The following is a 24,436-nucleotide window of genomic DNA, read 5'->3' as shown; positions in this document are numbered from 1 at the left end:
CGTGCCGCCATCGGTGGTGCCGCCTCGATCGCTCATCGGACCTCCCGGTGCTGTGGCTACCCGCTACGAGTCAAGCAGGTACCCACCGCTGCCGCATGCCTACACCGGCAGCGGCGGCCCCGTTCCGGAGGCCGCCGCCGTGTCGTGGTTGTCAGACGCACTCGCGGCAGATCAGCTCGCCGTTGCGCTCGACCGCCAGCTGGCTACGGTGGTGGACCAGGAAGCAGCGGGCGCACCTGAACTCGTCCTGCTGCATCGGAAGCACCTTGACCGTGAGCTCCTCGTCGGCCAGATCGGCACCGGGCAGCTCGAAGCTCTCGGCCACCTCGGCCTCGTCGACATCCACCGCGCCCGACTGTGAGTCGACGCGCCGTGCCTTGAGCTCTTCCAGGCTGTCCTCGCCGAGGTCGACCTCGTCGCGACGCGGGGCGTCGTAGTCGGTGGCCATCGGTTTCACTCTCCCATATCGATGTTGTCGCTTCCGGTTGTAACGCCGGACGACGCTGTTTCGGTTCCGCTGGCCGGCCACCACTTGTGTCGGGCACCCGACCCGAGGACCGAACGGGTCGAGCTCGCTGGGGCGACTCCCCTGCGAGCGCGGAACCTTACCCCCCCTTGGGCGAGGCATGTATACCGCCCTTGCGGCTGAGATGTACGCCCCCGCACGCGAAGTTGTTCCCAATGTGATTCAGGCGACACGAAGATAGGGGTAGTAGTACCCGGTTCGCGGTCGCCGCGCCGGCATGTCGGGCTGTTTCCACGCGACGGCCGGACAACCGTTAACCTCAGCGGCGTATTCGACGGCCGGCGGCCTGAGCGATCGTTCCTGGCCGTCACCACCCACCTGAGGTCCGGGGAGTGCCCTGATGAGTTTTGCGCGCGTGCGAGCACTCGTCGTCGTCGGCCTGTTGGCGGTCACCGCCCTGGTCTTCGTCGTCGTCGCCGTGGTCCGCGACAGCCAGGGCAACGCGGGCACCGCGGCGGGTTGCCCCGAGGGTTGGCCGCTGGCGGATCTGACCCTGCGCGAGCGCAAGGACGTCAAGATCAACGTATTCAACGCCACGGATCAGCCCGGCCTCGCCCAATCCGTCGCCGACGAGTTCAGCAACCGACAGTTCCAGGTCAAGAAGACCGGGAACGAGAAGAAGGTCGACAGCGTCGCGGTGCTGCGGTTCGGCCCGAAGGGCGTCGGTTCCGCGCACCTGCTCCAGGCGTACTTCCTCAACAACGCCGTGCCGGGCTACGACCCGAAGCGCACCGACGACACCGTGGACGTGGTGCTGGGCAACCGCTTCCAGCAGCTCGCCACCACGACCGAGGTCAACCAGTCCCTTGGCGACTCGGGCCCGCCGGTGGCGCCCAAGGGTTCCTGCCCGTCCCCACCCGCCAAGTGACGGCGTAACCGCGCCGGCGTCAGGGACCGCCGGACGCGTCCAGGGCGGCCAGCCGATCGTGCAGCGGCGCGAAGAGCGCGGGCGGGGCCGCGACCACCAGGTCCGGCCCGGGCGGTCGACCGGCCAGGCCGGCGACCCTCACCCCCGCCTCGGCGGCCACCAGCCCGCCCGCCGCCAGGTCCCAGGCCGCAAGACCCTTCTCGAAGTACGCGTCGAGGCGCCCCTCGGCGACCAGGCAGAGGTCCAGCGCGGCGGCGCCGAGCCGACGGATGTCGCGCACGTGTGCGATCAGCCCGGCCACCACCTGCGCCTGGTGCGCCCGGCGGGCGGCGTCGTAGCCGAAGCCGGTGCCGACCAGCGCCTGCCCCAGGTCGACCTCAGCCGAGCAGCGCAACCGCACGCCGTCGCGCCAGGCTCCACCGCCGGCCGTGGCGGTCCACTCCTCGCCGGTGCTCACGTTGCGCACGACGCCGGCGACCACCACCCCGTCCACCTCGGCGGCCAGCGAGACCGCCGAGTGCGGCAGCCCGTACAGGTAGTTCACCGTGCCGTCGATCGGGTCGACGATCCAGCGCACCCCGCTGCGCCCCGCGTCGGAGGTTCCCTCGCCGTACTCCTCGCCGAGCACCGAGTCGTCCGGGCGGAGCGTGGCCAGCGCGTCGAGGATCTGCCGCTCGACCGCCCGGTCGGCGGCGGTGACCACGTCGGTGACGGTGCTCTTGGTGGCGGCCACGACCACCCCCTCGGCGCGCATCCGGTACGCGGTGTCCGCCGCGTCCCGGGCGACCTCCAGCGCGATGGCCAGCAGCTCCGACGGCGGCGTAGCCGAGTTGGTCATGATTCGCCTCTTTCCGCACGCCGGGTGCAGGTGGATGGAACGGGCGACCCGGCTTCCGAAGATCATCGTTCCCCACGCCGTACGACGGCACCAGACCGGGATGTTTGGTGCGGGGCGTCGCCCTGCGAGGTCACCTGCCCCCCGCAGGCGCGGATTGACCGGCCAACCTCAGCAAATATGCCCCTTTAGGTTGGTAATGTCGCTTAAGTGCCTACCGCCCCGTCCGTGCTTCGCGCACAACCGTTGCCCAACCGCGACCTGGTGGGGCCGCCACCGGTCGGACCGCCGGTGGCCCCGGTGATCCCCGCACGCACCCTCGCCACCACCGCACCGACCTCGTACCCGCTGCTCAGGCGGCGGTTCGGACACGATCTGCGCACCGCCGGGCTCGACGACGGGCACCCTTCGCCGGCCGCGCGGCTATCATTACCGCGAAGCCCACATCTCCGCCGCGCCGACGGTCCCCACCGGCGGTACGCGGTGCGGAGCAGGATGATCGCCGCAGACGGCGTTACAATTCACCCCTGCCCACGCGGCACGGACCGCCGATCACCGGCCGGACCGTGACACGGGGGTCCCTCAACCACATCGCCCGGCACGGTAACCCTCGCTGCGCTGGACGAACACGCCGTGCCCGCTCTTCGCCTCCGGAAGGTCATTCGTGACAGAACCCCGCCAGCCCGGCGCCGACGTTCGCTCGCTCACCGACACCCTGATCGCCCACGCGCAGAGCGCCGGTGGCCAGCTCACGTCGGCCCAGCTCGCGCGCACCGTCGAGTCCGCCGAGGTGACTCCGGCCCAGGCCAAGAAGATCCTGCGGGCGCTCTCCGAGGCGGGAGTGACCGTCGTGGTGGACGGCTCGGCGAGCACCCGTCGCCGCGTCGCCGCGGCCCGCTCGACCACGCCGGCGTCCCGGGCCACCACCGCCAAGACCACCAAGAAGGCAGCCGCGCCGGCCCCCAAGCAGGCGCCTGCCGCGGACGACGCCCCGTCGACGCAGGCCCCGCGCAAGGTGGCCGCCCGCAAGGCGACCGGCACCGCCGCCGAGGCCGCCGCGGCGACGCCGGCGAAGGCGACCCGGTCGACCCGAGCCACCAAGGCGACGGTGGCAGCGGCTGCCGGAGCCAAGCCGACCAAGGCCGCCGGCAAGGCCAAGGGCGAGGGCGCCGAGGGCGAGATCGACCCGGAGGAGCTGGCCGCCGCGATCGAGGATGTGGTGGTCGAGGAGCCGGCCGAGCTGGCCCAGGCCGCCGAGACCGACGCCGCCGCCTCGGCGACCGACAACGACTTCGAGTGGGACGACGAGGAGTCCGAGGCCCTCAAGCAGGCGCGACGTGACGCCGAGCTGACCGCCTCCGCCGACTCCGTGCGGGCGTACCTGAAGCAGATCGGCAAGGTTCCGCTGCTCAACGCCGAGCAGGAGGTGGAGCTGGCCAAGCGGATCGAGGCCGGGCTCTACGCCGCGGAGCGGCTGCGGGCCGCCGACGAGGGCGAGGAGAAGCTCGTCCGGGAGATGGTCCGTGACCTGGGCTGGATCTCCCGGGACGGCGAGCGGGCCAAGAACCACCTCCTGGAGGCGAACCTCCGACTGGTGGTGTCGCTGGCCAAGCGCTACACCGGCCGGGGCATGGCGTTCCTCGACCTGATCCAGGAGGGCAACCTCGGCCTGATCCGGGCGGTCGAGAAGTTCGACTACACCAAGGGCTACAAGTTCTCCACGTACGCCACCTGGTGGATCCGGCAGGCCATCACCCGTGCCATGGCCGACCAGGCCCGCACCATCCGCATCCCGGTGCACATGGTCGAGGTCATCAACAAGCTCGGCCGCATACAGCGTGAGCTGCTCCAGGATCTGGGCCGCGAGCCCACTCCGGAGGAGCTGGCCAAGGAGATGGACATCACACCCGAGAAGGTGCTGGAGATCCAGCAGTACGCTCGGGAGCCCATCTCACTGGACCAGACCATCGGCGACGAGGGCGACAGCCAGCTCGGCGACTTCATCGAGGATTCCGAGGCCGTGGTTGCGGTCGACGCGGTTTCCTTCTCGCTCCTGCAGGACCAGCTCCAGCAGGTGCTGCAGACGCTCTCCGAGCGTGAGGCGGGTGTGGTACGCCTGCGCTTCGGCCTGACCGACGGTCAACCTCGGACGCTCGACGAGATCGGCCAGGTCTACGGGGTGACCCGGGAGCGGATCCGGCAGATCGAGTCCAAGACGATGTCGAAGCTGCGTCACCCGTCCCGGTCACAGGTTCTCAGGGATTACCTGGACTGAGCGGGTTTCGTCAACCCAACGTGTCGTTTTGACCACCTGGTGTGCAACACCAGATGGTGATCGTCCGGATGCACGAATGTGATCGTTGACGTGGCACCCTGGGTGCACGGCACACTGTCCCTTCCAGGTGTGACCTCGGTCCCCCGCGGGCACACAGGGAAGGCAGTGCCTAGTAAGGGTGTTGCACGATAGGTGAGCAACGACCGAAGAGATTGTTCATCGGTGACGACCAGAGGAGGAAGGCGATGACCCCGACCCTCACGCCGCCGCCCGAGACGGTGGCGCCCCCAGCCGCCGATGAACGGTGCGACCGCTGCAATGCTGCCGGGAAGCTCCGGATCACTCTGGCGGGTGGGAGCGAGCTGGTGTTCTGCGGGCACCACGCGAACAAGTACGCGGAGGATCTCGTGAAGATCACCGAGCGGTTCGCAACGGAGCCCGATTTCAGCTGGCGTGGCGCCGATCTGATGGCGAACTAAATCCGCAAACCGACATAGCCGGCCGGAGGCACCCAGAGGGTGTCTCCGGCCGGCTTTTTGGTCCAAACGTCCGTCGGACATCCGCGCCGCCTCGGGCAGGCGATCCTCAGCGGCGGCCAGGGGCGGTGATCCACTCGGTTTCAACGGAAGTCGGGCTGTCCGCCTCGCGCGGACACCGCGTTTTCCAGGAAACCGAGTTGATCAAGCAGCCAGCCCGGCCCGCAGCCAGCCCGGCCCGGCCCGCCGCCAGCCCAGCCCAGCCCGGCCCGGCCCGCCGCCAGCCCGGCGGCCGGCGCGCGCTAGAGGGTCTGCACGGTGGCGATGCGTTCCTCGAGCTGCTCGATGGTGGCCTGGGCGCTCGGCGGGCCGCCGCAGAGCCGGCGCAGCTCAGCGTGGATCTTGCCGTGCGGCTGGCCGGTGCGGTGGTGTCGGGCGGCCACGAGGGCGTTCAGTTGCCGCCGGAGCGCCACCCGACGCTGGGCGGCGCTCATGGGTGCCGGTGGCGCCGCGGTGGGCGCAGCGGCCGGCTCAGCGGCCCTGTCGGCCGTACGACGGCGCTGGGCGGCCAGCTGTGCGGCCTGCCGCTTGGTCAGCAGCAGCGACACCTGGTCGGCGGTGAGCAGGCCGGGCAGGCCGAGGTACTCCTCCTCCTCAGGGGTGCCGGCCTGGGCCGCGGTACCGAAGGACGCGCCGTCGAAGATCACCTGGTCCAGCTCGGCGGTGGCCGAGAGCGCCGCGAACCGCTTCTCCAACTCCCCGCTGGCCTGGTCGTCGCGCTGCGCACGTTCCAGCAGGTCGTCGTCGAAACCGTCGGCTTCCTTGGGTTTACCGAGGACGTGGTCGCGCTCGGTCTCCATCTCGCTGGCCAACCCGAGCAGGTGCGGCACGCTGGGCAGGAACACCGACGCGGTCTCCCCCGGCCGGCGGGCCCGCACGAACCGGCCGATCGCCTGGGCGAAGTAGAGCGGCGTACTGGCGCTGGTGGCGTAGACCCCGACCGCCAGTCGCGGGATGTCGACCCCCTCGGACACCATCCGCACCGCGACCAACCAGCGCTGCTCGGACGCCGCGAACGTCGCGATCCGGGCGGACGCGCCCTGGTCGTCGGAGAGCACCACGGCGGCCTTCTCGCCGGTCACCTGCTCGATCAGCTTGGCGTACGAGCGTGCGGTCTGCTGGTCGGTGGCGATGATCAGACCACCGGCGTCGGCCATGCCGGCGTTTCGCAGCACGGTGAGTCGGGCGTCGGCGGCCCGCAGTACCTGCGGCATCCAGTCACCGGCCGGGTCCAGGGCGGTACGCCACGCCTGCGCCACCAGGTCCTGGGTCATCGGCTCACCCAGGCGCGCCGCCAACTCCTCCCCCGCGTTCGTCCGCCAGCGGGTCTCCCCGGAGTACGCCAGGAAGAGCACCGGCCGGACCACCCCGTCGCGCAGCGCGTCGGAGTAGCCGTACACCGAGTCGGCGCGGGAACGCAGCAGCCCGTCCCCGCCCCGCTCGTAGCTGACGAACGGGATCGGGTTGTCGTCGGAGCGGAACGGCGTCCCGGTGAGCATCAGCCGGCGTACGGCGGGTTCGAAGGCGGCCTTCACCCCGTCGCCCCAGGACCGGGAGTCGCCGGCGTGGTGGATCTCGTCGAGGATGACCAGGGTGCGCCGGGTCATGGTGCGCCGCCGGTGCACCTGCGGCGCCATGCCCACCTGGGCGTAGGTGACGACCGCGCCGTGGAAGTCGGCAGCGGAGTGCAGGTCGGCGTTGCGGAAGGCGGCGTCGAGTTGGATGCCCACCCGCGCCGCGGCCTCGGACCACTGGTTCTTCAGGTGCTCGGTCGGCGCGACCACGGTGACCGCCTCGACGGTGCCGTCGCCGAGCAGTTCCGCGGCGATCCGCAGGGCGAAGGTGGTCTTGCCGGCGCCCGGCGTGGCGACCGCTGTGAAATCCTCGCTCCGCCGCCGCAGGTACTCCACCAGGGCCTTGCGCTGCCAGGCGCGAAGTGCCGGGAACGTCTCAAGCACCGGCGTCCGGGCTGCCACGCGAAGCTCCTCTCCGACCGCACGACGGCGGACCCCGGGCGAGGGCCACGAGTATCCGCCGCCCATGAAAACGCCTCCGCGCAGAAGCTGCCGCGAAGGCCGACTCAGCATAACCAGCGCGGGCGGTGCGGCCCAGGCGACGCCACGCTGGTCACATCTGTCGACCGCTCACCACTCCCGGTCGGTACGCGGATCCGCCCCGTCGGAGCGCGGCGGGCGCAGCCGGGCCACCGGCGCGGACCAGCGTCGACGCAGCGCGATCAGGCGCAGCCCGAAGACCAGGACGGCGGCGGCGGTGAGCGGTGCGGGTCCGGTCTGCCCGGTGGCGTACAACAGCACCACCAGGATCGCGCCGGCCAGCGCGGCCAGCGCGTAGATCTCCCGGCGCAGCACGACCGGGATCTCGGCGGTGAGCAGGTCCCGGCCGAGCCCGCCGCCGATCGCGGCGAGCATGCCGATCAGGCAGGCCCCGACCGCCGGCACCCGGGCGTCGAGCGCCTTGAGCGTGCCGGTGACGGTGAACAGCGCCAGACCGGCCGCGTCCAGCACCAGCACTGTCGTCCGCAGTCGGGTCAGCTGGGGGTGCAGCCAGAAGACGGCGAGCGCGGTGATCGCGGCGGTGGCCGCGTACCGCCAGTCGGCGAAGGCCAGCGGCGGCACCTCGTCGATGACCAGGTCCCGCAGGATTCCCCCGCCGAGGGCGGCCACGAAACCGACGAACGCGATGCCGAACAGGTCCAGTCGCTTGGCCACCGCCGCCGAAGCCCCGGACGCGGCGAAGACCGCCACCCCGGTCAGGTCGGCGATGAGCAGGGCGGTGGAGGTGGTCACCGCCGCAGGCTACGTCGCCGGCCGGAGCGCCGGCCGAGGTTCACTCGCGGTACGAGTCGTAGATCTCCTTGCACTTCGGGCAGACCGGGGAACCCGGCTTGGCCGCCTTGGTGACCGGGAAGGTCTCGCCGCACAGAGCGACGACGAAAGTGCCCATGACGGCGCTCTCGGCGATCTTCTCCTTGCGGACGTAGTGGAACATCTCGGGACCGGTGTCGGCGTCCTTCAGCTCTGGACGCTCGAGAACCTCTGTGCTCACGTCTGCACCTCCGACCGTCAAGTTTGGCAGGTCATCACGGCCGGGTCCACTTGAGGCCGGCCGAGGCACCACCCCGTACGGTGCCCGTGTGACTGACTTTCGCATCAGCTACGGCACCCCCGTCGCCGAAGCCCTGCGCGACGGCCGGCCCGTCGTCGCCCTGGAGAGCACCATCGTCTCGCACGGCCTGCCCCGACCGGAGAATCTGCGGGTGGCCCGGGAGATCGAGCGGACCGTTCGGGACGCCGGGGCCGTTCCAGCCACGATCGGGATGATCGCCGGCGAGCTGGTGGTCGGCCTGGACGACGCGCAGCTGACCCGGCTGGCCACGGTCGACGGCGTGACCAAGCTCTCCGTCCGCGACCTCGCGGTGGCCGCCGCGACCGGCGCTGACGGCGCGACGACGGTGGCCGCGACCAGCGCGGTGGCCGCCGCCGCCGGCATCGGCGTGTTCGCCACCGGCGGGCTGGGTGGGGTGCACCGGGAGGCCGCGCACACCTTCGACGAGTCGGCGGACCTGGTCACCCTGGCGCAGACCCCGATCGCCGTGGTCTGCGCCGGGGTCAAGTCGATCCTCGACGTGGGCGCGACGCTGGAGCGCCTGGAGACCCTCGGGGTGGCGGTGGTCGGTTACCGCACCCGCCGGTTCCCCGGTTTCTACCTCACCGACGCCGGCTTCGACCTGGACTGGTCGGTGGACTCGCCGGAGCAGGTCGCCGCCGTGCTCGCCGCCCGCGACGGGCACGCCGTGCACACCGGCGGGCTGCTCATCGCCAACCCGCTGCCGGTCGATGAGCAGCTCGACCCGGAGCTGCACGACCGGACGCTCACCGAGGGTCTGGCCCTGTTGGAGCGCGACGGGATCACCGGCAAGGCGGTCACGCCGTACCTGCTCGCGCACTTCCACTCGTCGACCGAGGGCGCGAGCCTGGCGGTGAACGTGCGGATCATCCTGCGCAACGCCGACCTGGCCGCGCGGATCGCGGTCGCCTCGGCGGCCCGCAGCACCGCCGTCCCGGCATGACCCGACCGCCCCGGGTGGTCGTCGTCGGGGACGTGATCACCGATGTGGTCGCCGTGCTGTCCGGGCCGCTCGCGGCCGGTTCGGACACCGGGGCCGAGATCAGTTTCGGCGGCGGCGGACAGGCGGCCAACACCGCCGCCTGGGTCGCCGCGCAGCGGGTGGACGTCACGCTCGTCGGCGCGGTGGGCGACGACGACGCCGGGCGGGACCGGGTGGCCGAACTCGACCGGGCGGGCGTCGACTGCGCGATCGAGCGGGTCGAGGGTGTCCCGACCGGCACGGTCATCGTGTTGGCCGCCGACGACGAGCGCACCATGGTCAGCCAGCGGGGCGCGAACCTGCGGCTGAGCGCCGCGCACGTCGAGCGGGCCCTCGCGGCGGCGCCCGACGCCGGGCATCTGCACCTGTCCGCGTACACCCTGCTGGACGCCGAGTCGCGCGGCGCCGGGCTGCGGGCGTTGGCCGCCGCCCGCGAGCGCGGGCTCACCATCAGCGTCGACGCGGCCTCCGCGGCGCCGCTGCGGCGGGTCGGTGCGGCGGCGTTCCTGAGTTGGGTACGCGACATCGACCTGCTCCTGGTCAACGCGGACGAGGCCACCGTGCTGGCCGGCGGGCTGGACCCGGCGGCGCAGGGGCGGGTGCTGTCGGCGACGGCTCGGCGGGTGGTGGTGAAGGGCGGTGCGGCCGGCGCGGTCTGGGTCGACCGCACCACGCCGGTCTGTGTGGCTCCGGCCCGCCGGGTCGCGGTGGTGGACGTCACGGGCGCGGGCGACGCCTTCGCGGCCGGTCTGCTCACCGCGTGGCTCGCGGGCGCCACCCCGGCCGCGGCGTTGAGCCGTGCCACCGATCTGGGCGCGCTGGCCGTGTCCACGGCCGGCGCGCGACCACCGGCGTAGCGCGGCCCGGACCGGACGGACCCTGGCCCGCTCGCGGGTCAGGGTTCGACGTCGATGACCTTGTGCGGGCGCTCCTCGGCGGTGAGGCTCATCGGCGGGGTGTCGTCCTGTTGGCGGGGGTGGAACCGGTTGGCCAGCCGGTGCTGCTCCTTCGGCGGCCGGTCGTTGGCCAGCAACACGGCCAGCCAGGGGATGAGCACCATGCCGAGGCCGCACAGCGGTAGCCACAGCCAGAGCAGTGGGGCGTTCGCACCGACCAGGATCGCGCCGACGACGATGCACAGCACGCGGATGCCCATCATCAGGACGTAGCGGCGCTGGCGACTGTTGAGCTGATCGTCCTGGCTGCGCGAGGCGTCGGTGATCAGAATCGGCTGGTACGCCTGACGCTTCACCATGGACCTCCTCGAGGGGTTACGCCTCATCCTGTCACCGCAGGCCCGTGATCAGCGAACTTCAACTGATCCCGACGCGTGTTACGTGCGTGGTACGCTCCCGGCGTGGGCAGCAGGTTCAGCTTCACCGACGAGGCGTTGGCCAACCTGAGGGTCTACGACGTCACACCCGGGGAAGTCTGGGAGGCGCTGCACAGCGCCCGACGGGTCATCCGCCATCTGGGTGACGACGTGATGGTGGTCTACGCCGCCGCCCGCCGGGGCCGCCGACTGGCCGTGCTGCTCGCCGAAGCCGATGGCACCGACAACGACTGGGACATCCTCTCCGCCCGCGAGCTGAGCGACGTCGAGTCCAAGCGCTACGACGAGGCCGTACGGAGAGACCGCCGATGAGGGGGGCCGTGACGATGCACCGTAACGACGCGACCAAGCAGTTCCACGGCGGCGACGACCGGATCGCCGACCTGATCGACGAGAGCCCGGCGGTGGACCTGCCCACCCCCGACACCGACGTGCCGATGGTGAGCCGCTCGGTGCGGCTGCCGCTGGACACCTACGAGCGGGTCCGCGCCGCCGCCGACGCCCGGGGCATCGGGGTCACCACGCTGATGCGCCAGTGGATCGAGGCCGGCCTGGCCGACCTGGACGACTCGGCGACCGTCTCGCTGGCCGACGTCCGTCGCGCGCTGGCCTCGCTGGCGCACCCCACCGCCGCCTGAGCGGCAGCCGCTCGGGTCAGCCGCCGGTGGCCTTCGCCTTGGCCGCCGCCTTCATCTGCTGCTTGAACTCCCGCACCCGGCGCAGCGAGTCGGCGTCGGTGACGTCGGCCACCGACCGGTACGCGCCGGGGTCGCCGTAGTCCCCGGCCGCCTTCCGCCAGTCCTGCGGGGTCACCCCGAAACGCTTGCCCAGCAGGGCCACGAAGATCTGCGCCTTCTGCTTGCCGAAGCCGGGCAGCGCGGCGACCCGGCGCAGCAGCTCCGGCCCGTCCGCGACCTCGGCCCAGAGCAGCGCCGCGTCACCGTCGTAGCGCTCCACCAGCACCTGGCAGACCTCCTGCACCCGAGCCGCCATGGCCTTCGGGAACCGGTGCAGCGCGGGCGGCTGGGCGAAGATCGCGACCAGCGCCTCCGGGTCGTACCCGGCCAGCTCCGTCGCGTCCAGGTCGTGACCGAGCCGCTGCGCCAGCACGTACGGCGAGGAGAACGCCTTCTCCATCGAGACTTGTTGATCAAGGACCATGCCGACCAGCAGGGCCAGCGGGCTGCGCTCCAGCAGCCGGTTGGCCTCCGGGTCGATGGGCAGTACGAGCGTCATGCGGACCATCCTGCCCGGCGCGCCGATCCGGGTGGACACCGACGCTCCGACATCTACCGGCGGGTGACGCTGACCCGGGAGACACCGGGAGGCAGGATGTCGGGGTGGACGAACACGACATGCTGCTCTCCCCCGCCGGCGTCGACGCGCTGCGCAGCGCGCTGACCCGGACCGGTTTCACCAGCCACGGCATCGCCGAGCGGCTCGGCGCGCAGGCGACCGCCGCGGTCGCCCGCAACGACTACCGGGCTGCGCTGCGCGCCACCGAGGACGGCGACCCGCTGGACACCCTCATCCGGGTGTTCATCTGCGACCAGACCGAGCCGGAGGCGGCGGTGGCCGCCGCGCTGGCACCGCTGAGCGTGGCTGAGGCCCTCGCCGGCGGGCTGGTCGAGCGGTACGGCGCCGGCCTGCGCGCCGGTGTCGACCTGGAGCCGTACGGGGAGGACTGGTGGGTGCTCGCCGACGTCCCGGCCAGCGCCCGCCCGGGTCGCCCGCTGCACGCCGAGCACGTCCTCGGCATCGGCGGGGCCACCCACACCCTGATCGGCGCGACCATGCGCCGGCCGGTCGACACCGCACTGGACCTGGGCACCGGCTCCGGCGTCCAGGCCCTGCACCTGGCCACCCACGCCAGCTCGGTGACCGCCACCGATCTCTCCGAGCGGGCGCTACGCTTCGCCGCGACCACCGCCGCCCTCAACGGTCAGGACTGGGAGCTGCTCCGCGGCGACCTGGTCGCCCCGGTGGCCGGCCGACGGTTCGACCTGGTGGTGAGCAACCCACCGTTCGTGGTCGGCCCGGGCACGACCACGCACGTCTACCGCGACTCCGGGCGGGTCGGTGACGCGATCGGCGCCGAGCTGGCCGCCGCCGCCCCGGGCCTGCTCACCGAGGGCGGCACCATGCAGTACCTGGCGAACTGGGTACACGTCGCCGGCGAGGAGTGGGACGAGCGGGTGGCCGGCTGGTTCGCCGGGACCGGCCTGGACGCCTGGGTGATCCAGCGCGAGGTGGCCGACCCGATGGCGTACGTCGACCTGTGGCTCACCGACGCCGGCGAGACCGCCGACCCGCAGCGGATGGCCGCCTGGCTGGACTGGTTCGACACGCACAAGGTGGAGGGCATCGGCTTCGGCATCGTGTCCCTGCGCCGGGGCGGACACGCCGACCCGGTGGTCCGGGTGGAGGACCTGCGCCAGCGGGTGCAGCCACCGCTGGGCGACCAGATCGCCGCCTGGTTCGACCGCCAGGACTTCCTCCGGGTACGCGACACCGAGGCGTTGCTCGCCGAGCGCTACCGGGCCGCCGAGGGCCTCCAGCTGCGACAGGAGGCCACCATGGGCGACGAGGGTTGGGGGGTGGACCGGCAGGTCCTGGCGATGCCGCACGGCCTGCGCTGGACCGAGGAGATCGACCCGCTGGTGCTGGCGCTGGTGGGTGGCGCGGACGGCCGGCTGCCGCTGCGTGACCAGCTCGCCCTGCTCGCCGCCGCACACGACGTGGAGCCCGACGAGATGGCCGAGGCCGCCGGCCCGATCGTGGCGCACCTGGTGGAGCGGGGCTTCATCGAGCCGGTGAGCGCCTGATGCGGGCGACGGATTCGACCGCGGCGGGTGTTGGGGCGGGCCCGGCGGTGAGCGCCTGATGCGTGCCGTGGTGCAGACCGTCGGGCAGGCCAGCGTGACGGTGGACGGTGAGGTGGTCGGCGCGATCGAGAACGGTCTGCTGGTCCTGCTCGGGGTGACCCACACCGACAGCGAGCAGACCGCCCAGACGATGGCCCGCAAGGTACACGAGGTGCGCATCCTGGACGGTGAGCGCTCCGCCGCAGACACCGGCGCGCCGATCCTGGTGGTCAGCCAGTTCACCCTCTACGGCGACGCGCGCAAGGGACGCCGCCCGAGCTGGACCGCCGCCGCCCCCGCCGAGGTGGCCGAGCCGCTGGTCACGGCGGTCGTGGAGGCGTTGCGCCAACGCGGCGCCAAGGTGGAGACCGGACGCTTCCGCAGCCACATGCTGGTCGAAAGCGTCAACATAGGCCCCCAAACCCTCCTCCTAGACCTCTAACCCACCCCACCCCACCCACCCCACCCGGTTGATCATGAGGTTGACGGGCCTTTTGAAGATCGAATCGCCGGCCAACCTCATGATCGGCGGGGTGGGGGTGGGTGGGTGGGGGTTAGGAGAAGAGGCCTCGGCGGGTCAGGGACTGGCGGAGCCAGTTGTCGAGCTCGGCGGTCCAGTCGGTGCGGTCGGCGGTGGCGTGGTCGACGGTGAACCGGCCGAACGCGTCCCGGCCCTCGGTGAAGACACCGCCGCGCTTGTCGACCTCCAGCACCACCTGCATCTGCTGCGCGTCGGCGATGAAGGTGACCTCCAACTGGTTGATCGAGCGGGCGTACTGCGGCGCCGGATTGAACTCGATCTCCTGGTAGAACGGCAACGTCTGGCGTACGCCGTAGATGTGACCACGCTCCACATCGGCGCGGGCGAACCGGAAGCCCAGTCGCAGCAGCGCGTCCAGCAGCCGCTCCTGCGCCGGCAGCGGGTGCACCGCCACGGCGTCCAGGTCACCCTTGTCGACCGCGCGAGCGACCTCCAGCTCCGTACGCAGGCCCATCGTCATCCCGTGCAGGTGCTGCCCGTACAGCTCGGTGACCGGTGTCTCCCACGGCACGTCGAAGCGGAACGGGATGTCGTAGCGCTGCCCCGACTCCAGCCGGAACGCGCCGGTGACCTGCTGGCGGTGGAACTCCTGAGTCGTGTCGTAGTCGTTGTCGCCACTCTCGACCTCGACCCGGGTGACCAGGCCGAGGGTGACGTGGTCGATGTCGACCTGATGGTCACCGCCCAACACCTGGATGCGGCCCTCCAGCTGGCCGCCGGGGCGGCAGTTCGGGTTGGCCAGCACCGTCTCCACCGACGGACCGCCGACGCCCATCGCCTTCATGAGCCGCTTGAAGACCACACCGTCCTCCTCTGTCGTTCCCGGCCGACCAGAGGTGGCCGGCCGTCCGCAACGTAGCCGGGCCGGGCAACCACACAGCGGGACGACACACCGCACCGCCGATCCGACCCAATTCCTGTCGGGTGCCCGATCGCCTCACTCCCGTTTTACGCCCCGCCCGCCAAGCTGTTGTCACACCGGCACCACTGGGCCGGGAACACGGCACAGATGTGGAAACGGGGAGACAGAGATGGTCCTGCAGATGACGGAACACCGGACGCGCCCGAGCACCACGATCGACACTGACGGGGCCTCCGAGACCCTTGCCGATCTGGACGCCACCGACGAGCGCGGCATCTCCACCGACCTGGTCCGGGCCTACCTCAACGGGATCGGCCGGACCAAGCTGCTGACCGCCGCGCAGGAGGTCGACCTGGCCCGACGCATCGAGGCCGGCCTGTTCGCCGACGAGAAGCTCGCCACCTGCACCCCCGTCTCCGCGGAGCTGCGAGCCGACCTGGAGTTGATCGTCGCGGAGGGTCGGGCGGCCAAGGACCACCTGTTGGAGGCGAACCTGCGGCTGGTGGTCAGCATCGCCAAGCGCTACACCGGCCGGGGCATGGCGTTTCTCGACCTGATCCAGGAGGGCAACCTCGGCCTGATCCGGGCGGTGGAGAAGTTCGACTACGCCAAGGGCTACAAGTTCTCCACGTACGCCACCTGGTGGATCCGACAGGCCATCACCCGTGCCATGGCCGACCAGGCCCGCACCATCCGCATCCCGGTGCACATGGTCGAGCAGGTCAACCGGATGGTCCGGGCCCGCCGCGAACTGGCGGTGACGCTGGGCCGCGAACCGACGGTCGCCGAGGTCGCCCGGGCGCTGGAGATCCCCGAGATCCAGGTCATCGAGCTGATCTCCTACGACCGGGAGCCGGTCAGCCTGGACCAGGCCGTCGGCGACGACGGTGAGAGCGCCCTCGGCGACTTCGTGGCCTCGGTGGACCCGCGCACCGAGCCGGGCGACGCCGCCGCCCAGGGTGAGCTGCGCAACGAGGTCAGCATCGTGCTCTCCACCCTGTCCCAGCGGGAGCAGGCGGTCATCCGCCTCCGGTTCGGCCTGGACGACGGTCGCCAGCGCACCCTGGACGAGGTGGGCCGCGAGTTCGGCCTGTCCCGGGAGCGGATCCGTCAGATCGAGAAGGTCACGCTGCTGAAGCTGCGCGCCCCGGAGCGGGCCCAGCGCCTGGAGGCGTACGCCTGCTGACGCACCCGGTTCCCACGCAAGGCCCCGGCGGTTCGCCGGGGCCTTGCGTGCTGTCGGGGTGTTTGACTGGGACACCGATCCGCGGCCGACGAGACGAGGAGAGCAACGATGAACTGGACGTTGGAAGTGGTGATCGTGCCGGTCTCCGATGTGGACCGGGCGAAGAAGTTCTACGCCGACCAGCTCGGCTTCACCGTGGACCACGACACGGTGATCAGCGACGAGGCGCGCATCGTCCAGCTGACCCCGCCCGGCTCCGGCTGCTCGATCGTGATCGGTAAGGGTGTCGTCCCGGAGATGCCGCCCGGCTCACTCAAGGGCCTGCAACTGGTGGTGCCCGACCTGCGGCGGGCCCACCAGGAACTGCTCGGGCGCGGCGTGGAGGTCAGCGACATCCAGGTGGTCGGTCAGAACCCCCGGCCGGTCCCGGACCCACTGGACAATGTCGGCTTCGTCTTCTTCGCCGACCCGGACGGCAACACCTGGGGCGTCCAGCAGATCTCCAGCCGCGCCTGACCGGGCACGCTCACAGCCGGCGGGGGCCGGTGTCCGGGCGGGCGACCACGCCGCCCACCCCCAACTGGGCGTGCAGGACCGAGAGGCCGTCCGGGCGGGCGAGCACCGGATTGAGGGTCAGCGACCGCACCCGGGGCTGTTCGTCGGCGAGCTGACCCACCCGGAGCAGCAGGTCGACCAGTGCCTCCCGGTCGACCGGCGCGGCACCCCGGTGCCCGCGCAGCAGCGGCGCGGCCCGGGGTTCGTCGACCAGCTCGGCCGCGTCCCGGTCGGTCAGCGGCACCGCCCGCCAGGCCCGATCGCCGAGCAGTTCGGTGGCGATCCCGCCGAGGCCGAACCCGACCACCGGCCCGAACGCGGGGTCTTCCACCACCTCCACCACGCAGGCCACCCCGGGCGCGACCATCGGCTGCACCAACGCGTCCGCGCCGAAGGTCGCCGCCAGGTCGGCGTACGCGCGACGGAGGTTCGGCTCGTCGGGCAGGTCGAGCCGGACCGCGCCGAGGTCCAGCCGGTGCCGCAGCCCGGGGGCGGCCGCCTTGAGCGCCACCGGGAAGCCCAGCCGCGCCGCCGCGTCGACCGCCGCGTCGACCGAGTCGACGGGCACCGAGGCCACCACGTCGATGCCGTACGCAGCCAGCAGCGCGTCCGGGTCGGTGGCGTCGGCCCGCAGCGCGGCCTGCGCGGCGGCGCGGTCGAGGCCGGGCAGCTCCGGTGCCACCCCGGGCGGACGACGAAGCCACTCGGCGTACCGGTGCGCGCGGGCGAGCGCGCGGACCGCCTCCTCCACGCCCCCGTACGCCGGCACCCCCGGCGGCAGCCGCCCGACCAGGAACGTCGCCACTGTCGGCTTGCCCAGCGCGAGGGCGTCCGGCAGCGCGGCGGTCACGTCGGCGTCCACGGCGGTGAGCTGGCCGGGAAGCGGCGGGGCGAAGACCACGACCAGGGCGTCCACCCGGTCGTCGGCGGCCGTCTCGGCGAGCGCGGCGGCGAACTCGGCGGCACCCGCGCTCGGCCCCACGTCGCGAGGGTAGCCGTCGGCGACGGTGAGGCCCTGCCCGACACAGGCGGTCGCGGCCAGCCCGGTGAGGGCGGAGGAGTTGCCGACCACACCGACCCGGCCGCCGGCCGGCAACGGCTGGTTGGCGAGCAGCACACCCACGTCGAGCAGCTCCGGCACAGTGTCCACCCGGATCACCCCGGACTGGGCGAAGAGCGCTGCCACCGCCACCTCGTCCGGACCGGCGGCGTCGCCGACCCCGGGCGGGCGGGCCGGCGAGGCGAGCGCGACGACCGGTTTGGCGCGGCCGATCCGCCGGGCCAGCCGGGCGAACTTGCGGGGGTTTCCGAAGGTCTCCAGGTAGAGCATGATCACGTCGGTGCCGGGGTCGTCCTGCCAGTACTGCAGGAGGTCGTTGCCGGAGACGTCGGCCCGGTTGCCGGCCGAGACGAAGCTGGACAGCCCGAGGCCCCGCCGGTCCGCCTCGGCGAGCAACGCCACCCCGAACGCACCGGACTGACTGAAGATGCCGACCCGACCGGCCGGCGGCAACGCCGGGGCGAGAGTGGCGTTGAGGCGTACCGTCGGGTCGGTGTTGGCCACGCCCAGACAGTTCGGGCCGACGACCCGCATGCCGGCGGCGTGCGCCGCGCGGACCAGGGCCCGCTGCGTGGCCGCGCCCTCCGGGCCGGCCTCGGCGAAGCCGGCCGAGATGACCACCAGGCCGTGCACCCCGGCGGCGGCGGCGTCGGCGACCACCGCGGTCGCCGCCTCCGGCGGGACCGCCACCACCGCCAGGTCCACCGGGACGCCCGCGTCAACCGCCGAGGGGTACGCGGGAAGGCCCGCCACCGTCGACGCGCTCGGATGCACCGGCACCACCGCACCGGTGAACCCGCCGTCGCGCAGGTGCCCGAGCACCGCCGCGCCGACGCCCTGGCCGGTGGCGCTGGCCCCGTAGACGACGATCCCGCGCGGGGCGAGCAGCCGGGCGATCGAGCGGGCCTCGGTCCGGTGTTCCCGGCCGCGCTGCACCTCCAGACTGGCCTCGGTGGGCGCGATGGGGAAGCTCAGGTGGACCACGCCGTCGGCGTACTCGCGCTGGACCTGGTAGCCGAAGTCGGCGAAGACCCGCAGCATCGTCCCGTTGGCCGGCAGCACCTCCGCGACGAAGCTCATGATGTCGTTGCGGCGGGCCGCGTCGGCCAGGTGTTCCATCAGCACCGAGCCGATGCCGCGACCCTGGTAGGCGTCCTCCACCACGAAGGCCACCTCCGCCTCGGGGGCCTGCGGGCCGAGCCGCTCGTACCGGCCCACCGCGACGATCTGGTCGGCGGCCAGCACCACGAACGCCTCCCGGTCGTGGTGGTCGACGGTGACGAAGCGGATCAGATCCCGTTCCGGGATGCGCGGGTACGGCGAGAAGTATCGCAGGTAGCGGGTGCGCTCGGAGAACCGGCTGTGCATCGCCACGATGCCTGGCGCGTCAGCTGGCTCGATCGGTCGCAACTGGACGGTGCTGCCGTCGCTGAGCAGCACGTCGACCGGATGGCCCACGGTCGTCACCGGAACAGCCCTCCCCCGGCCCGGCTCAGTCCCGCGGATCGTGCGGGTCGAGCCCGAGCAACGGGAAGACCGTCTTGCGGGTGGCCGCGATCGCCCGGTCCACCGCGTTCGGCTCGCCGGTCGGCTGCCACGGCTCGTACGACGGATCGGCGTCGTCGGTCATCCGCAGCGGTACCTCCCGGCCCAGCCGCCGGGAGGCGACCAGGTCCCGCCACGCGGGTGGGGTGAGCGTGGCCGGGTCGATCGGATCACCGGTGGCCACCGCCAACAGGTGGGTCCAGGCCCGGGGCACCACCTCGACGAGGGCGTACCCGCCACCGCCGGTGGCCACCCACCGGCCGTCACACAACTCGTCGGCGAGTGCCCGCATCGCCAGGTAGGTGGCCCGTTGCCCGTCGACCGTCAGGTTCAGGTCGGCGAGCGGATCCAGTCGGTGCCCGTCGGCGCCGCACTGACTGACCAGCACCTGCGGGCGGAACGCGCGCAGCACCGACGGCACGATCGCGTGGAACGCCCGCTGCCACCCGCTGTCGTCGACACCCGGCGGCACCGGCATGTTGACGGCGGTGCCCTGCGCGCCCGGCCCACCGGTCTCGTCCGGGAAACCCGTGCCCGGGAACAGCGCCAACGGGGTCTCGTGCACGCTGACCGTGAGAACCCTGGGGTCGTCCCAGAAGATCTGCTGCACGCCGTCGCCGTGGTGCACGTCGACGTCCACGTACGCGACCCGCTCGGCGCCCAGGTCGAGCAGCCGGGCGATGGCCACCGCCGGGTCGTTGTAGACGCAGAAGCCGGCGGCGCGGGCGCGCATCGCGTGGTGCAGCCCCCCGGCCACGTTCACCGCCCGGCGGGCGTCGCCGCGCCAGACCGCCTCGGCGGCGGCCACCGTCGCGCCGGCGATGAGCGCGCTGGACTCGTGCATGCCCTCGAAGACCGGGTTGTCGGAGGTGCCCAGCCCGTAACCGGCGAAGAGCGGGTCACGCGGCGCGTTGCGTACCGCGGCGAGGTAGGCCGGGTCGTGCACCCGGGTGAGCAGGGCGTCGTCGGCGGGCTCCGGCTTGACCACCCGCACCCCGGGCCGAGTCAGGATGCCCAGCTCGCGGGCGAGCGCGAAGGTCAGCTCCACCCGGACCGGGTCGAGCGGATGGTCACCCATGTCGTAGGCGAGCAGCGACTCGTCCCACACCACCACCGTGTCGTCGGACATGAGCCCATCGTCGCACGAGGACGGGCGCCGGCCCACCGCACGCGCTGGTCAGTGGCCTGGTGTCGACCCGGAGGCGACCGGCCGGGCCGGGTCGGCAACCCAGTTGCTCCACGATCCAACGTAGAGCGCGGCGTCCGTTCGACCGGCCAGGTGCAACGCGAGCACCGCCTGCGCGGCGGTCACCCCCGAGCCGCAGTACGCCCCGACGGCCCGCCCCTCGGTCACCCCGGCGGCGGCGAACCGCTCGCTCAACACCTCGGCCGCCGGGAAGCGGCCGTCCGGCCCGACGTACTCCCCGGCGGGCAGGTTCGCCGCCCCCGGCACGTGCCCGGCCACCGGGTCGATCGGTTCGACCTCGCCCCGGTAACGCGGCGCCGCCCGTACGTCGAGCAGCACGGCGTCGTCAGCGGCGGCCAGCGCGGCGGCCTGCCCGGCGTCCAGCACCGGGAGCTCACCGGGGCGCACCACGACGTCACCGGGGTGTGGGGCGGGCGCGTCGGTGGAGACGGGCCGGCCGGCGGCGACCCAGGCCGGGTAGCCGCCGTGCAGCAGGCGCACCGGGCGGTGCCCCGCCCAGCGCAGCGTCCACCAGGCCCGCGCGGCCGCCAGGCCGTCGCCGCCGTCGTACACCACCACGGGGTGACCGGCGCGGACGCCGGCGGCCCGCAGCGCTGCCTGCAACGCGGCCGGGTCGGGTAGCGGGTGCCGACCGCCGGCGCCGGGGGCCCCGCAGAGCGCGGTGTCCAGGTCGACGAAGACCGCCCCGGGCAGGTGGCCGGCGAGGTAGTCGTCGCGGCCGGGTGGGCCGACGAGTCGCCAGCGCACGTCGAGCAGGGTGGGCGGATCGGCCTGGTCGAGCTCGGCGACGAGGTTGTCGACCTCGACCAACGGCTGCTGGGTACCGGACATGGCGACCATCCAACACCATTCGCGGAGACGGCACGCGGTTCGGCGGCGGTCGCCGGCCCCGCCCCCGAGGTAGCATCGTGCACCGGAGGGCCGCTGACCTTATGAAGTCTCACGACCTGGTCGACACGACCGAAATGTACCTGCGCACCATCCTTGAGCTGGAAGAGGAGGGGGTGCCGCCGCTGCGTGCCAGGATCGCCGAAAGGCTGCAGCAGAGTGGCCCCACCGTGAGCCAGACCGTCGCCCGGATGGAGCGTGACGGCCTGCTCACCGTCGAGGGAGACCGGCACCTGACGCTCACCGCCCAGGGGCGCGGCAGCGCGGTGTCGGTGATGCGCAAGCACCGCCTCGCCGAGCTGCTGCTGGTCAACGTCATCGGGATGCCGTACGAGGAGGCCCACGAAGAGGCCTGCCGCTGGGAGCACGTGATGAGCGACGCGGTGGAGAAGCGGGTGTACGACCTGCTCAACCGGCCGACCCGTTCCCCGTACGGCAACCCGATCCCCGGGCTTCAGGAGCTGGGTTCGCCGGCGGCGGAGACCACCGAGGCCGGCGAGGGCGAGCGCAACCTGGCCTTCCCGGGCCTCTCCGGGCCGGTCGTGGTGCGCCGGATCTGCGAGAGCGTGCAGAAGGACGCCGACGTGCTGCGCCAACTGCACGCCGCCGGTGTCGACCCGGGCGCCACGGTGACGGTGGCCCAGGAGCGTGACGGGGTGTCGATCGACCGCTCCGGTGACCGGGTGCGGCTGCCCCGCGAGGTCGCCTCCCGGGTCTTCGTCGCCGCCGGCTGATCGGGCGTGGGCCCGGGCGTCACAGCGCCCGGGTGTCCACCTTCTTGGCCAGTGCGACAAGGTCGCCGGTGAGCTTCTCCACCGCCGAGCGCTCACTGCCACGGGCCGCGGTCCAGCTCACCGTGGCGAGCCGTCCGTCGCTGGCCAGCCAGCCCACCTCGGCGACGGGGCCCCGCCCGCTGGCCGCGGCGGTGGTCCGCTTGTACGCCTGCTGACCCAGCCCGGTGATCTTCGCCGCCTTGTCCGGCACCAGGTCCGCGCCGAAGCTGGTCTTGTCGATAGTGGTCTCGGTCACGCTGAGGGTCAGCTCCGGCAGGGTCGCACCCGCCGCCCGGACCACACAACTGTGGGTGTCGCCCTGTTCGCTGGACGCCGCCACGTCGAAGCGCGTCTTCACCACCTGCTCGATCACCGTGAAGTCGAGCAGTCGGCAGGCGCCGCCCGAGGAGGCCGCCGCCACGTCCACAGCGATCGGCACCGGCGGGGGTGCCGTCACCGGTTGCGCCTCGTCGGCGCAGCCACTCAGCAGCAGCCCGGCCAACCCGGCGACCACGATCCGCCCGCGCACATCCCACCCTCTCGCCGACCGACGGCGGAAGGCGCCCGCCGGTTGTCCGTCGGACACCGTACGGGGTGTCCGTGTCGCGCGGAAGTCCCCGCAGGCGACTACCCGGACGGCGTGTCGTCCACGTACGGGCAGTGCCGGCAGCCGCGCCCGCAGCACGTGCCACGGCGGGCCAGGAAGTCGGCGCTCAGCACGAACAACCCGCTCGCCGGGTCGAGGTAACCGGCCTCCCCGGCGGCCAGCGCGGCGGCGTGCGCGGCGAGGATTCGGGCCCGGTCGGGGTGCTCCGGCGGCAGCCGGGACGGGTGCGGCTCGGTGAGCGGCCGGTCGGCCAGTGGTCGTCGCTCTCCGGTCACCGCAGCAGTCTAGGGACGGTTACCGCCCGGCCTCCGAGCTGGATACGCGACATGCCCGGCGTCGTCGCGCCTGTGGTTTCGTCGTACGGTCCGGGGACGATCGGTTCGACGCCCGTCGACGCATACGGAGGGGACGCGATGCGGAAGATCGTTGTGCAGATGAGCCTGTCGTTGGACGGGTTCTTCGAGGGTCCGGGGGGTGACATCGGCTGGCACCAGGTCGATGAGGAGTTGCACCAGCACTTCAACGATGTGATCGCCCCGATGGGCGGTTTCCTCAGTGGCCGGGTCAGCCACGAGTTGATGGCCGCCTACTGGCCGACCGCCGATCAGGACCCGAACGCCAGCGGCCCGGAACGCGAGTTCGCCCGGATCTGGCGGGACATGCCGAAGATCGTCTACTCGCGCACCCTCGACCACGCCGACTGGAACGCGACGGTGGTGCGCGAGGTCGACGTCGAGCAGGTCCGCAAGCTCAAAGCCGAACCGGGCGGCGACCTGGCACTCGGCGGGGCCGACCTGGCCGCGACGTTCGCCCGGCACGACCTGATCGACGAGTACCGGATCTACGTCCACCCGGTGCTGGTGGGTCGGGGCCGCCGGCTCTTCCCCGACGCCGAGACTCCGGCCGCGCTGCGGCTGGTGGAGAGCCGGGTCTTCGGCAACGGCGTGGTCCTCCTCCGCCACGAGCGGGCCCGCTGACCGATGATCACCACTTTCGCCGCGACCGACGGGACCACCCTCGCGTACCGGACGGTCGGGGTGGGCGACCCGCTGGTCTGCCTGCCGGGCGGGCCGATGCGTGACTCCGCGTACCTCGGTGACCTCGGCGGTCTGGGCGCGCACCGCTCGCTGGTCATCCTCGATCCGCGAGGCACCGGCCGCTCGGCGGTCCCGGCGGACGCCTCGACGTACCGCTGCGACCGGATGGTCGACGATGTGGAGGCGCTGCGCGCACACCTGGGCCTCGACCGGCTGGATCTGCTCGGGCACTCCGCCGGCGCCAACCTGGCAGTGCGATATCTGACCGGGCACCCCGACCGGGTGGGCCGGCTCGCGCTGGTCACTCCGAGCGTCCGAGCCGTCGGGCTGACGGTGACCGCCGCGCAGCGCCGAGAGGTCACCGAGGCCCGGGCCGGCGAGCAGTGGTTTCCGGTGGCGGCCGCGGCGATGGAGGCCGTTCTCTCCGGTCGGGCCGGGCCCGACGCGAGGCAGGAGATCGCGCCGTTCCTGTACGGCCGGTGGGACGCTGCCGCGCAGGCCCACCAGGCCGCTGAGGCCGGTCAGCACAACGAGGAGCCGGCGGCGATCTTCAGCTCGGACGGCGCTTTCGATCCGCCGGTCACCCGTCGTGCTCTCGCCGCGCACACCGGCCCGGTGCTGCTGCTCGCCGGTGATGTCGACCTGGCCGCGCCGCCGGGGCTGGTGGCCCGGTTCGCCGAACTGATTCCCCGCGCCACGCTGGTCGTCCAGCCGGACGCCGGGCACTATCCGTGGCTCGACGACGCCGAGGCGTTCACCGCGACGGTCGCGGCTTTCCTCGCCGGCTCGGACGGTGCTTGAGTCTCCAG

At 72.5% G+C, this 24,436-nt stretch carries 26 protein-coding genes and 1 pseudogene; 14 read left to right on the top strand and 13 right to left on the bottom strand.

The genetic code is table 11. The features are described 5' to 3' along the window. Positions 1-151 precede the first annotated feature (151 nt). Positions 152-448, bottom strand: coding sequence for a DUF4193 domain-containing protein (locus tag QSK15_RS08780; protein WP_007075406.1), 297 nt, complete (start codon positions 446-448; stop codon positions 152-154). Positions 449-881: 433 nt separating this feature from the next. Between QSK15_RS08780 and QSK15_RS08775 the strand changes: the two genes are divergently transcribed. Next, positions 882-1,394 carry a LytR C-terminal domain-containing protein gene (locus QSK15_RS08775; protein ID WP_285794362.1) on the top strand — a complete coding sequence of 171 codons (513 nt, stop codon included), beginning with the start codon at positions 882-884 and terminating at the stop codon, positions 1,392-1,394. A gap of 19 nt (positions 1,395-1,413) precedes the next feature. Here the strand turns inward: QSK15_RS08775 and QSK15_RS08770 are convergent, their stop codons facing one another. Further along, positions 1,414-2,232 (bottom strand): inositol monophosphatase family protein, encoded by an 819-nt coding sequence (locus QSK15_RS08770; RefSeq protein ID WP_285793686.1) that lies wholly within the window; start codon positions 2,230-2,232, stop codon positions 1,414-1,416. A 661-nt stretch (positions 2,233-2,893) separates the two neighbouring features. On the opposite strand from QSK15_RS08770, the gene QSK15_RS08765 reads away from it, so the two are divergent. After that, a complete protein-coding gene (locus QSK15_RS08765; protein ID WP_285793685.1) occupies positions 2,894-4,504 on the top strand; it encodes an RNA polymerase sigma factor in 1,611 nt (536 codons plus the stop codon). 245 nt (positions 4,505-4,749) lie between these two features. Continuing rightward, the gene (locus QSK15_RS08760; protein ID WP_030337431.1) at positions 4,750-4,983 is read left to right on the top strand and encodes a DUF7455 domain-containing protein; all 234 of its coding nucleotides are present in this window, start codon (positions 4,750-4,752) and stop codon (positions 4,981-4,983) included. 299 nt (positions 4,984-5,282) lie between these two features. On the opposite strand, the gene QSK15_RS08755 is transcribed toward QSK15_RS08760, so the two are convergent. The 3 genes from QSK15_RS08755 to QSK15_RS08745 form a co-directional block, all read right to left on the bottom strand. Beyond that, the gene (locus QSK15_RS08755; RefSeq protein WP_279519397.1) at positions 5,283-7,016 is read right to left on the bottom strand and encodes a DEAD/DEAH box helicase; all 1,734 of its coding nucleotides are present in this window, start codon (positions 7,014-7,016) and stop codon (positions 5,283-5,285) included. Between the two features lie 168 nt (positions 7,017-7,184). Continuing rightward, positions 7,185-7,847: a trimeric intracellular cation channel family protein gene (locus QSK15_RS08750; RefSeq protein ID WP_285793684.1), complete on the bottom strand. Its 663-nt coding sequence runs from the start codon at positions 7,845-7,847 to the stop codon at positions 7,185-7,187. 40 nt (positions 7,848-7,887) lie between these two features. Next, complete coding sequence (locus tag QSK15_RS08745; RefSeq protein ID WP_007456912.1) at positions 7,888-8,106, bottom strand: DUF3039 domain-containing protein; 219 nt, start codon at positions 8,104-8,106, stop codon at positions 7,888-7,890. Positions 8,107-8,194: 88 nt separating this feature from the next. Between QSK15_RS08745 and QSK15_RS08740 the strand changes: the two genes are divergently transcribed. Together QSK15_RS08740 and QSK15_RS08735 are read left to right on the top strand one after the other, a co-directional pair. Then, positions 8,195-9,130: a pseudouridine-5'-phosphate glycosidase gene (locus QSK15_RS08740; RefSeq protein ID WP_030337427.1), complete on the top strand. Its 936-nt coding sequence runs from the start codon at positions 8,195-8,197 to the stop codon at positions 9,128-9,130. Then, on the top strand, positions 9,127-10,026 hold the full coding sequence (locus QSK15_RS08735) for a carbohydrate kinase family protein (protein ID WP_285793683.1): 900 nt from the start codon (positions 9,127-9,129) through the stop codon (positions 10,024-10,026). Before QSK15_RS08740 ends, QSK15_RS08735 begins: the two co-directional genes overlap by 4 nt. A 38-nt stretch (positions 10,027-10,064) precedes the next feature. Here QSK15_RS08735 and QSK15_RS08730 read toward each other — a convergent pair whose 3' ends face one another. Further along, positions 10,065-10,424, bottom strand: a complete 360-nt coding sequence (locus tag QSK15_RS08730) for a DUF3099 domain-containing protein (RefSeq protein WP_285793682.1) — start codon at positions 10,422-10,424, stop codon at positions 10,065-10,067. 102 nt (positions 10,425-10,526) lie between these two features. On the opposite strand from QSK15_RS08730, the gene QSK15_RS08725 reads away from it, so the two are divergent. Both QSK15_RS08725 and QSK15_RS08720 read left to right on the top strand, forming a co-directional pair. After that, entirely contained in the window at positions 10,527-10,814 is a 288-nt protein-coding gene (locus QSK15_RS08725; RefSeq protein ID WP_124771959.1) for a hypothetical protein, read from the top strand. A 14-nt stretch (positions 10,815-10,828) separates the two neighbouring features. After that, positions 10,829-11,140 carry a YlcI/YnfO family protein gene (locus QSK15_RS08720; RefSeq protein ID WP_030337420.1) on the top strand — a complete coding sequence of 104 codons (312 nt, stop codon included), beginning with the start codon at positions 10,829-10,831 and terminating at the stop codon, positions 11,138-11,140. A 16-nt stretch (positions 11,141-11,156) separates the two neighbouring features. Here QSK15_RS08720 and QSK15_RS08715 read toward each other — a convergent pair whose 3' ends face one another. Further along, positions 11,157-11,747, bottom strand: coding sequence for an HhH-GPD-type base excision DNA repair protein (locus tag QSK15_RS08715; RefSeq protein ID WP_285794361.1), 591 nt, complete (start codon positions 11,745-11,747; stop codon positions 11,157-11,159). A 95-nt stretch (positions 11,748-11,842) separates the two neighbouring features. On the opposite strand from QSK15_RS08715, the gene QSK15_RS08710 reads away from it, so the two are divergent. Then, positions 11,843-13,327 carry a DUF7782 domain-containing protein gene (locus tag QSK15_RS08710; RefSeq protein WP_285793681.1) on the top strand — a complete coding sequence of 495 codons (1,485 nt, stop codon included), beginning with the start codon at positions 11,843-11,845 and terminating at the stop codon, positions 13,325-13,327. A 58-nt stretch (positions 13,328-13,385) separates the two neighbouring features. Further along, the gene (gene dtd / locus QSK15_RS08705) at positions 13,386-13,808 is read left to right on the top strand and encodes a D-aminoacyl-tRNA deacylase (protein WP_285793680.1); all 423 of its coding nucleotides are present in this window, start codon (positions 13,386-13,388) and stop codon (positions 13,806-13,808) included. 112 nt (positions 13,809-13,920) lie between these two features. On the opposite strand, the gene QSK15_RS08700 is transcribed toward dtd, so the two are convergent. Continuing rightward, positions 13,921-14,709 carry a sporulation protein gene (locus QSK15_RS08700; protein WP_285793679.1) on the bottom strand — a complete coding sequence of 263 codons (789 nt, stop codon included), beginning with the start codon at positions 14,707-14,709 and terminating at the stop codon, positions 13,921-13,923. A gap of 229 nt (positions 14,710-14,938) precedes the next feature. Here QSK15_RS08700 and sigB point away from each other — a divergent pair, with 229 nt between their 5' ends. Together sigB and QSK15_RS08690 are read left to right on the top strand one after the other, a co-directional pair. Beyond that, a complete protein-coding gene (gene sigB, locus QSK15_RS08695) occupies positions 14,939-15,955 on the top strand; it encodes an RNA polymerase sigma factor SigB (protein ID WP_285793678.1) in 1,017 nt (338 codons plus the stop codon). Between the two features lie 108 nt (positions 15,956-16,063). After that, positions 16,064-16,471 carry a VOC family protein gene (locus QSK15_RS08690; RefSeq protein ID WP_285793677.1) on the top strand — a complete coding sequence of 136 codons (408 nt, stop codon included), beginning with the start codon at positions 16,064-16,066 and terminating at the stop codon, positions 16,469-16,471. Between the two features lie 10 nt (positions 16,472-16,481). On the opposite strand, the pseudogene QSK15_RS08685 reads toward QSK15_RS08690, so the two are convergent. The 3 genes and pseudogenes from QSK15_RS08685 to QSK15_RS08675 all read right to left on the bottom strand — a co-directional run bounded on the left by QSK15_RS08685 (position 16,482) and on the right by QSK15_RS08675 (position 21,153). Continuing rightward, positions 16,482-19,066: pseudogene (locus QSK15_RS08685) on the bottom strand (bifunctional acetate--CoA ligase family protein/GNAT family N-acetyltransferase). After that, complete coding sequence (locus tag QSK15_RS08680) at positions 19,063-20,244, bottom strand: acetoin utilization protein AcuC (RefSeq protein WP_285793675.1); 1,182 nt, start codon at positions 20,242-20,244, stop codon at positions 19,063-19,065. The pseudogene QSK15_RS08685 and the gene QSK15_RS08680 overlap by 4 nt, the downstream one beginning before the upstream one ends. 48 nt (positions 20,245-20,292) lie before the next feature. Beyond that, positions 20,293-21,153 carry a sulfurtransferase gene (locus QSK15_RS08675; RefSeq protein WP_285793674.1) on the bottom strand — a complete coding sequence of 287 codons (861 nt, stop codon included), beginning with the start codon at positions 21,151-21,153 and terminating at the stop codon, positions 20,293-20,295. Positions 21,154-21,254: 101 nt separating this feature from the next. On the opposite strand from QSK15_RS08675, the gene QSK15_RS08670 reads away from it, so the two are divergent. Then, the gene (locus tag QSK15_RS08670; protein WP_285793673.1) at positions 21,255-21,944 is read left to right on the top strand and encodes an iron-dependent transcriptional repressor DtxR; all 690 of its coding nucleotides are present in this window, start codon (positions 21,255-21,257) and stop codon (positions 21,942-21,944) included. A gap of 19 nt (positions 21,945-21,963) precedes the next feature. Here QSK15_RS08670 and QSK15_RS08665 read toward each other — a convergent pair whose 3' ends face one another. Further along, on the bottom strand, positions 21,964-22,512 hold the full coding sequence (locus tag QSK15_RS08665) for a hypothetical protein (protein WP_285793672.1): 549 nt from the start codon (positions 22,510-22,512) through the stop codon (positions 21,964-21,966). A 98-nt stretch (positions 22,513-22,610) separates the two neighbouring features. Next, positions 22,611-22,865, bottom strand: a complete 255-nt coding sequence (locus QSK15_RS08660) for a DUF5522 domain-containing protein (protein WP_285793671.1) — start codon at positions 22,863-22,865, stop codon at positions 22,611-22,613. Between the two features lie 138 nt (positions 22,866-23,003). Here QSK15_RS08660 and QSK15_RS08655 point away from each other — a divergent pair, with 138 nt between their 5' ends. Together QSK15_RS08655 and QSK15_RS08650 are read left to right on the top strand one after the other, a co-directional pair. Next, positions 23,004-23,567, top strand: a complete 564-nt coding sequence (locus QSK15_RS08655) for a dihydrofolate reductase family protein (protein WP_285793670.1) — start codon at positions 23,004-23,006, stop codon at positions 23,565-23,567. A gap of 3 nt (positions 23,568-23,570) precedes the next feature. Then, entirely contained in the window at positions 23,571-24,428 is an 858-nt protein-coding gene (locus tag QSK15_RS08650) for an alpha/beta fold hydrolase (protein ID WP_285793669.1), read from the top strand. Positions 24,429-24,436: the final 8 nt, after the last annotated feature.

The sequence above is a fragment of the Micromonospora sp. NBRC 107095 genome (assembly GCF_030269705.1).
Lineage (GTDB): Bacteria > Actinomycetota > Actinomycetes > Mycobacteriales > Micromonosporaceae > Micromonospora > Micromonospora parva.
Note: the sequence above shows the minus strand (reverse complement) of the source record. Positions and strands in the feature narration are given on the sequence as shown.

What these genes read in the sequence shown, in the direction of transcription:
- QSK15_RS08780 (WP_007075406.1), bottom strand. Translation starts at nt 448, where the DNA reads ATGGCCACCGACTACGACGCCCCGCGTCGCGACGAGGTCGACCTCGGC.
- QSK15_RS08770 (WP_285793686.1), bottom strand. Translation starts at nt 2,232, where the DNA reads ATGACCAACTCGGCTACGCCGCCGTCGGAGCTGCTGGCCATCGCGCTG.
- QSK15_RS08760 (WP_030337431.1), top strand. Translation starts at nt 4,750, where the DNA reads ATGACCCCGACCCTCACGCCGCCGCCCGAGACGGTGGCGCCCCCAGCC.
- QSK15_RS08735 (WP_285793683.1), top strand. Translation starts at nt 9,127, where the DNA reads ATGACCCGACCGCCCCGGGTGGTCGTCGTCGGGGACGTGATCACCGAT.
- QSK15_RS08730 (WP_285793682.1), bottom strand. Translation starts at nt 10,424, where the DNA reads ATGGTGAAGCGTCAGGCGTACCAGCCGATTCTGATCACCGACGCCTCG.
- QSK15_RS08720 (WP_030337420.1), top strand. Translation starts at nt 10,829, where the DNA reads ATGCACCGTAACGACGCGACCAAGCAGTTCCACGGCGGCGACGACCGG.
- QSK15_RS08715 (WP_285794361.1), bottom strand. Translation starts at nt 11,747, where the DNA reads ATGGTCCGCATGACGCTCGTACTGCCCATCGACCCGGAGGCCAACCGG.
- dtd (WP_285793680.1), top strand. Translation starts at nt 13,386, where the DNA reads ATGCGTGCCGTGGTGCAGACCGTCGGGCAGGCCAGCGTGACGGTGGAC.
- sigB (WP_285793678.1), top strand. Translation starts at nt 14,939, where the DNA reads ATGGTCCTGCAGATGACGGAACACCGGACGCGCCCGAGCACCACGATC.
- QSK15_RS08690 (WP_285793677.1), top strand. Translation starts at nt 16,064, where the DNA reads ATGAACTGGACGTTGGAAGTGGTGATCGTGCCGGTCTCCGATGTGGAC.
- QSK15_RS08680 (WP_285793675.1), bottom strand. Translation starts at nt 20,244, where the DNA reads ATGTCCGACGACACGGTGGTGGTGTGGGACGAGTCGCTGCTCGCCTAC.
- QSK15_RS08675 (WP_285793674.1), bottom strand. Translation starts at nt 21,153, where the DNA reads ATGTCCGGTACCCAGCAGCCGTTGGTCGAGGTCGACAACCTCGTCGCC.
- QSK15_RS08670 (WP_285793673.1), top strand. Translation starts at nt 21,255, where the DNA reads ATGAAGTCTCACGACCTGGTCGACACGACCGAAATGTACCTGCGCACC.
- QSK15_RS08655 (WP_285793670.1), top strand. Translation starts at nt 23,004, where the DNA reads ATGCGGAAGATCGTTGTGCAGATGAGCCTGTCGTTGGACGGGTTCTTC.
- QSK15_RS08650 (WP_285793669.1), top strand. Translation starts at nt 23,571, where the DNA reads ATGATCACCACTTTCGCCGCGACCGACGGGACCACCCTCGCGTACCGG.